Origin of the sequence: Pyxidicoccus trucidator (assembly GCF_010894435.1) — a bacterium.
GTDB lineage: Bacteria > Myxococcota > Myxococcia > Myxococcales > Myxococcaceae > Myxococcus > Myxococcus trucidator.
Window position 1 is genome coordinate 1 of record NZ_JAAIXZ010000124.1, and the last position, 385, is coordinate 385.

At 67.8% G+C, this 385-nt stretch carries 1 protein-coding gene; it reads left to right on the forward strand.

From position 1 onward, the window contains the following. Positions 1–385, forward strand: a 385-nt coding sequence (locus G4D85_RS48710) for a fatty acid desaturase (protein ID WP_205526047.1), incomplete at both ends; no start/stop codon positions are given.

Consider the following 385-nt stretch of genomic DNA (forward strand, 5'->3'; position numbering starts at 1 on the left):
CGCGGCGGTGTTCATGGGCGACGCGCTGGGCCTGTACGCGCCCAACCACCTCAAGGTGGTGTTGCCGTGGACGTACTGGGGCCGGCTCCTGGGCGGCGCGAAGCCCAAGGTCTCCGCCGCCGAGCACGTGCGCTACGTCATCTACGTCGCCGCGCTGCTCACCACGCTGGTGATGACGGGCGCGTGGCTGCACTGGCTGCTGTTGTGGGTGCTCCCGACGACGACGGTGATGATGGCCTTCTTCCGGATGCGTGCGCTGGGCGAGCACCCGCTGGACGCCGAAATCAAGGGCGACGAGACGCGCGAGACGCGCGACGTGAAGGGCACACTGCTGGAGAACTTCTTCGTGGCGCCGCTCAACTGCAACTACCACCTCACGCACCAC